Origin of the sequence: Pseudomonas edaphica, from assembly GCF_005863185.1 — a bacterium.
Classification (GTDB): domain Bacteria; phylum Pseudomonadota; class Gammaproteobacteria; order Pseudomonadales; family Pseudomonadaceae; genus Aquipseudomonas; species Aquipseudomonas edaphica.
Map to the genome: position 1 here is coordinate 1 of NZ_VBVZ01000367.1, position 6,322 is coordinate 6,322.

Genomic DNA, 6,322 nt, shown 5'->3' on the forward strand with positions numbered 1-6,322 from the left:
CTATCAAGTTGAACACCTCTGGGCTTTCAACCCCTTGCGCGAGCATATGCCCACCGTAACCTTTAGCGCGGCTGAGCAGCGGCAAGACCTCGGCAAATGCGGCTCTAAACGCTTCGAATTGTGCTTTGTAAACCGGCAGCAGCGCGATCTCGTAAACCATGATGTTTCTCCAGGCAAGTTTTCAACCTTAAACCGCTGTATTCACGCGAGAGGCGACGGCGCGACGGCAATCGCAATCTTCCCCAGCAGGCCGTTATTGCGACGCTCCAACCGCGCGTGGGCGAGCGGGATATCTGCCAGCGAATACACCTCACCCACGTGTGGCCGCAGTTGTCCGCGTTCTACCAACGCGCTGAGTTCATCGAGTTTGCCGCGGTTCTGCCGCGTGAAGACAAAGTGATAACTGGCATTCTTGCCCCAGGCATTAACCAGATTTTGCGGCTGCGCAATGTCCACAATCGACACCACACGGCCCAGTTGCGCGAGTGCGTCGGGGCTGCGGGCCAAGGTGTTGCCGCCGATGGTGTCAAACACCACATCAACGCCACGACCAGCGGTTTCGCGCAGGATGACCTCAAGGTAATCGTCCTTTTCATAGTCGATGATCACATCGGCGCCCTGGCTGCGGGCGAACTCAATGTTGGCTTCGCGTACGGTGGTGAACACCTTGGCGCCGATGGCTTTTGCCAGTTGGATCGCCACATGGCCGACGCCGCCTGCGCCGCCATGTACCAGAACGCTCTCGCCGACCCGCAGCGCCGCGCGCACCACCAGTGCTTCCCAGGCGGTGCCGCCGACCAGGCTCAGGCTCGCGGCTTCCAGGTGGCTCAGGGCCGCAGGCTTTTTGCCGATGATGTGTTCGGCCGCCACGTGGTACTCAGCGTAACTGCCGGGGCCGTCAAATATTTGCGGGGTGTACCAAACCTCATCGCCTGGTGCAAAAGCAGTGACGCCTGGGCCGAGGGCTTCGACGACGCCGGAAACGTCGTGCCCGGTTATCGCCGGCAAGGGCACCAGGTCAGGGTAGTCGCCACGTCGCACCTGATAATCCAACGGGTTGATGGAAGTGGCGTAAACCCGCACTAACACGTGCCCGGCATGGGGGACGGGCTTAGGCACGTCGCGAAGTTCGAACGCTTGCGGGCCGCCAAATGCGTTGAGTATCAATGCTTTCATTGCTCATCCTCGTTTCGATAAAAAGAGATATCGCGAAAACTAGATATATTGCGATAAAAAAAACCTACAACTCTTTGCCTATGATCTCGGCAAGCACACGGATGTTTGCCTCGTTACGCTTGTAGTAGGTCCACTGCCCGATACGGGTGACTTCGACCAACCCCACCCGTTGCAAGGTGGCCAGGTAGCCCGACACGGTGGACTGCGAAAGGCCGATGCCTTCCTGGATACTGCTTACGCACACGCCCACCGTGTGAACGTCACCCTCATCTTGTGCGGGGAAGTTCTTTTCGGGGTCTTTCAAACCTTTCAGTATTTCCAGGCGTGTCTGGTTTGAGAGGGCTTTGAATACGTCGAGTAATTCCATGGGCGGATCATATCGAGAATTATCGATATGTCAACCAGCCTGTCCCGCGCTTTACTTGAGCAGCCCTGCAAAATAACCTGCGCCTGCAGGCATCACTCGGTTTCATCACCAACCGCGCTTTTCAGGGAGAAATCAGTTGGTTACTACAGATGTTATTCACACACTGGGCACACCTGCAGAGCTGGATTACTACGACCGCAGGTCGGTCATGTTGCCAACTGATGTCACAGCACTGGAGGCCTGGAACATTGTGACCGCCGAGCGCGGGTGGCCGATGCAGTTGGCTTTTCGAATCCGCGACGGGATTTCGTCGCTGTTTGGGGTGAAACGTATCGGTGGGTTCTCCGGCACACCGCAAAATGCGGTACAGGCGGGCGAGCGCTTGGACTTCTTTCTGGTGGAGCACAGTGCTCCCGATAGGTTGGTGCTGACCGAGCGCGACCGGCACCTGGATGTGATGATTTGTCTGTCTGTCAGTGACCGCGTGTTTACGATCACCTCATCGGTGATCACCCATAACACCTTTGGGCGCCTGTACATGTTGCCGGTAGGGCCGGTGCACAAGCTCATCGTCAACAATGACTTGAGGCGACTGAAACGCAGGCTGGATGCGCTGCAAAAGTAACCTGTGGCTATGTTTGCCTTGGCTGATGGGTGTGGGCCAAGTGCGGCTGTTTTTCAATGAGACGGGCTTGTTCCGGCCTGTTTAGCCAGTATTCTGTTCCACTCCCTCAGTGAGGTTTACCCATGCGCGTCACGGTCGTAGGTGCTGGAGCAATCGGTGGTTTCCTGGCGTGCAAATTGTTCGCCGCCGGCCACGACGTCAGCGTGATCGCGCGTGGCGAAACACTCGCCGCCATTGGCGAGCATGGGCTGAAACTGCACACGGGCGATGAGGTGTTGGTTGCCCCGCTGAAAGCGACCTGCGCACCTGAAGAGCTTGGCATTCAGGAGATGGTCATCTTTGCCGTCAAGGCGCCGGCACTGCCCAGTGTGGTGGAACAGACCAAGGCATTGATTGGCCCGCAAACCCTGATTATTCCTGCACTCAACGGCTTGCCCTGGTGGTATTTCCTGCAGTCGGCAGACGTTTTGGCGGGTATGCGTCTTGAGGCTGTCGACCCCGGTGGCGTGATAGAAAAGGCTGTGCCCGTTGCCGCCGTCGTCGGTTGCGTTGTATTTGCCTCATGTACCGTGCTGAGTCCCGGTGTGATCAAGCACATGTCCGGAAGCCGAATGGTGTTCGGTGAACCGGCCGGTGGTAATAGCGCGCGCGTAGACGCAACCACCCAGGCTTTTCGTGAGGCAGGTTTTGACGCTCACGCCCACGCGAATGTGCGCGAAGAAATATGGTTGAAGCTGCTGGGCAATGCCTGCTTCAACCCGGTCAGCCTGTTGGTGGGTAGCGCGACCGATGAACTGATCGACGACCCATGCCTGCACGCCCTGTTCATCGGCATGATGGACGAGTTACTGGATTTGGGACGCACACTGGGCATCGCGCCGCAGATTGATTCTGCGCAACGCATTGCAATCACCCGCAAGCTCGGCAAGGTGAAAACCTCGATGCTGCAAGACGTTGAGGGGCATAAACCGGTGGAGATTGAGGCCATCCTTGGCACGCTTGTTTCAGTCGCGGATCGCGTCGGGGCACCGATACCTCGCACGCGCACCGTGTATGCCTTGGCGCGTATGCGCGCGAAAAACCTGGGGATTTTGCCAGGCTGAGCCATCCTCACGTTGAGGCTGTTTTCAGGGGTGAAACCTGCGCCCCAACGCATCCAGCCTGACCGCAATCGGCGGCAACTGCTCACTGCTGCGCGCCAGGGTTTCCACATCATCCGCGGTGCTTTGCGCAATGTTCTGCACTGACTGCAGGCGCCCGACAATCTCCTGGTTGGCCGACGTCTGTTCGCGGGTGGTAATCACGATTCGCCCGTTCAGCTCGTCGATATGCGCGATGTCAGCGCCCACGGCCTGCAACATGTCCACCGCCAGTTGGCTGTCCTCCACGCAACGCGCTACACCTGCCTGGCTGTCGTGCATGGCTTCGACGGCTTGGCGGCTGCCGTGTTGCAGGCCTTCGATGATCTGTTTGATTTCCTGGGTGGAGACGGCGGTGCGTTGCGCCAGGCTGCGGACCTCGTCGGCGACCACCGCAAAGCCTCGGCCTTGCTCGCCGGCGCGGGCGGCTTCGATAGCGGCGTTGAGCGCCAGCAGGTTGGTCTGGTTGGCGATGCTGCTGATCACTTCGAGTACCGAGCCGATCTGTTCGGCCTGGGTGGCCAGGCCTTGTACGGTTTGGTTGGTGCCGTCGATGCGTGAGGCCAGTTGGGTGATTTCATGTTGGGCACGGCCGACGCTTTGCTGGCCGCGCACGATCTGTTCGCGAGCCTGGCCTGCGTGTTCCACTGCGTGCTCGACGTGCTGGGTGATATGGGCGGTGGCGTCTTCCATGCGCTGCATGGAGCCGGTCATCTGGTTGATTTCCGCCAACTGATGGCGTGCGCCGGTTTCCAGGGTGCCGCTGGCGCTGGCCAACGCCTGGCCGAGTTGGCCGAGACCGTGGGAGTCACGGGTAACGCCATCGATCAGGTGGGTGAGCTGTTGCAGGAAGTGGTCGAAACGCTTGGCCAGGGACACGTGCGTTTTGCCTTCACTATGGGCAGTTTCTACCGTGAGCCGGGACGTCACGGCGAGCATTTTTTCCAGCATTTCCTGGCTTTCGACAGCCTCGGCCTGGCTATGAATGGCGAGGTAGAGCAGGGCGACGGTCTCCATCACCACGTAAAAGGCGTGCACGAACACCATGTTCCAGCCGCCATGATGGTCCATCACAAATACCGGGAAACCTTGATGCTGCAATGCGTGAAACACCACGTGGTGGACGGCGATGGTCAGCGCCGCGACGAGGATCGGCAGCCAGTCGCGGTAAAACGTCAGCACCGCCAGCAGCGCGAAGATCCCGAAGTGCGCTTCGATCAAGCCCTGCGCCTGGTTGATATGCAGCGCGGCCATGACCATCAGGCCGGCGCCGAGCAAACAGCGCATTAATCGGGTGCCACCGAGGGCGCGATAGAGCAGCGTAAGCACCACACTGGCGCCACCACCGACGATCACGGCTTGCAGCCAAGTGTCGTGCCAGAAGGCCAGGCCCAGGGAGAATAAAAACATCAGCCAGATCAACGCCAGCATGATGCGGTCGGCTTTGCGGTAGTGTTCCAGGAAGCGTGCGCGTGCGGGCATTCACTTTTACTCCATGTGGTCGAGCCAGGAACAAAGCATGCGGCGTGCCACGATGGGCCGCCGGTAAAAAGCAAAGCAGGTATCAGGTTTTTTTGCCGGTTCAGGTGTAACAAACCGTTATCGGCAGTGAGTAGGAAGACTTAAGAACGGCCGCCCGAGCGGGCGACCGAAGATACAAGCAGGATCAGAAGCTATATTTGGCGGTCACCATCATATTGCGCGGTGCGCCGTAGGAATCACCGCCGTAGCTCACGGAGTTGGAGATGGACTTGTAATACGTGCGATCAAAGATGTTGTTGGCATTGAGCTGCAGGTCCAGATGCTGGTTGACCTTGTAGCCGGCCATCAGGTCGGTCACGGCATAGGCGCCTTGCTTGAGGCGGTAAGTGCTGCCGTCGGCAACCTGGAAGTCGTTATACAGGCGGCTCTGCCAGGAGATGTTGCCGCCCACGCGGAGGTTTTCCAGTGCGCCCTGCAAGTGGTAGCTAGTGGTCAGTTTGAACAGGTGTTCGGGAACGTCGGTGTCGAACTGTTTATTAACATTTTGCGGGTTGGCGTCATCCTTGATGGTGTGGGTGCGTGCATAGGTGTAGCCGCCGCCAACCTGCCAATTGGGGGTCAATGCGCCCTGCAGTTCCATGTCGATACCCTGGCTGCGAATCTCGCCTGAGGCTACCGCGCAGGATGCCTGCGGGCAGTTCGGTACCACGACCGCCACGGCACGGTTTTCCTGGTCTACACGAAACAGCGCGACGCTCGCATTTAATGCGCCGCCCAGGTATTCGCCCTTGATACCGACCTCATAGTTCTTGCCGACAATCGGCTTGAGCGGTGTGCCGGAGCTGTCCTTGTCACTCTGCGGGGTAAAGATGTCGCTGTAGCTGACATACACCGAGTGATGATCGTCCAGGTCGTAGATAAGACCGGCATAGCGGGTGAGGTTGCGCGTGACATGGTAATCGCCATCGTTGCTGCCATGGGCATCGTAGTCATACCAGTCCAGACGGGCGCCGAGGATCAGCTTCAACGGGTCGGCGAGGCTCAGGCGTGTGGTGAGGTAGACACCGTCCTGGGTGGTGACATCGCGGTCGTTGGTGGTGTGGACGAAGTCCGGTTTGCCCGCCGTCAGCGGCCAGTTCAAGTTGTACGGGCTGTAGTTGTGGGTGGTCATGTCATAGATGCGGCGGCTGGCGCCGACCACCAATTCATGGGTACGCCCGAAGGCCTGGAAGGGGCCGCTGGCGAAGGCGTCGACGCCGGCCTGGTTTTCATCGTAAGAGGCCTGGTAAACCGTGCGCGCCAGGGTGTTGTTGACCCAGCGCGACTGGTAGGAGCCCGAAAAGAGCGCGTCCTGCTCAGCGTAGTTGGCGTTGATCTGCAGTTTCCAGTCGTTGGCCAGGCGCTGACGCAGTTCGGCAAACACTGTGTTGATTTCCTGGTCCTTGTTCTCCCATGGGGTCCCTGGGTTGTAGGAGCGCGGCAGGTTCAAGTGATGGCCGTCCTGGCCGACCATCGAAGAACCCCAGAAGTAAT

The 6,322-nt window shown here is 59.0% G+C and carries 7 protein-coding genes; 2 read left to right on the plus strand and 5 right to left on the minus strand.

Annotation, left to right across the window (positions count from 1 at the left end):
- The 3 genes from FEM54_RS34720 to FEM54_RS21640 form a co-directional block, all read right to left on the minus strand.
- The coding region (locus FEM54_RS34720) for an antibiotic biosynthesis monooxygenase family protein (protein WP_420875325.1) at positions 1 to 160 on the minus strand (160 nt) is incomplete at its 3' end.
- Between the two features lie 41 nt (positions 161 to 201).
- On the minus strand, positions 202 to 1,176 hold the full coding sequence (locus tag FEM54_RS21635; RefSeq protein ID WP_138452915.1) for a zinc-dependent alcohol dehydrogenase family protein: 975 nt from the start codon (positions 1,174 to 1,176) through the stop codon (positions 202 to 204).
- A 64-nt stretch (positions 1,177 to 1,240) separates the two neighbouring features.
- Entirely contained in the window at positions 1,241 to 1,543 is a 303-nt protein-coding gene (locus FEM54_RS21640) for an ArsR/SmtB family transcription factor (protein ID WP_017138928.1), read from the minus strand.
- A gap of 154 nt (positions 1,544 to 1,697) precedes the next feature.
- On the opposite strand from FEM54_RS21640, the gene FEM54_RS21645 reads away from it, so the two are divergent.
- Positions 1,698 to 2,168 (plus strand): DUF2867 domain-containing protein, encoded by a 471-nt coding sequence (locus FEM54_RS21645; protein ID WP_026013834.1) that lies wholly within the window; start codon positions 1,698 to 1,700, stop codon positions 2,166 to 2,168.
- Between the two features lie 122 nt (positions 2,169 to 2,290).
- Positions 2,291 to 3,271 carry a ketopantoate reductase family protein gene (locus FEM54_RS21650; protein ID WP_138452917.1) on the plus strand — a complete coding sequence of 327 codons (981 nt, stop codon included), beginning with the start codon at positions 2,291 to 2,293 and terminating at the stop codon, positions 3,269 to 3,271.
- 24 nt (positions 3,272 to 3,295) lie between these two features.
- On the opposite strand, the gene FEM54_RS21655 is transcribed toward FEM54_RS21650, so the two are convergent.
- Together FEM54_RS21655 and FEM54_RS21660 are read right to left on the minus strand one after the other, a co-directional pair.
- Positions 3,296 to 4,789, minus strand: coding sequence for a methyl-accepting chemotaxis protein (locus FEM54_RS21655; protein ID WP_138452918.1), 1,494 nt, complete (start codon positions 4,787 to 4,789; stop codon positions 3,296 to 3,298).
- Between the two features lie 184 nt (positions 4,790 to 4,973).
- Positions 4,974 to 6,322, minus strand: a 1,349-nt coding sequence (locus tag FEM54_RS21660) for a TonB-dependent siderophore receptor (protein ID WP_138452920.1), incomplete at its 5' end; no start/stop codon positions are given.

What these genes read in the sequence shown, in the direction of transcription:
- FEM54_RS21635 (WP_138452915.1), bottom strand. Translation starts at nt 1,176, where the DNA reads ATGAAAGCATTGATACTCAACGCATTTGGCGGCCCGCAAGCGTTCGAA.
- FEM54_RS21640 (WP_017138928.1), bottom strand. Translation starts at nt 1,543, where the DNA reads ATGGAATTACTCGACGTATTCAAAGCCCTCTCAAACCAGACACGCCTG.
- FEM54_RS21650 (WP_138452917.1), top strand. Translation starts at nt 2,291, where the DNA reads ATGCGCGTCACGGTCGTAGGTGCTGGAGCAATCGGTGGTTTCCTGGCG.
- FEM54_RS21655 (WP_138452918.1), bottom strand. Translation starts at nt 4,789, where the DNA reads ATGCCCGCACGCGCACGCTTCCTGGAACACTACCGCAAAGCCGACCGC.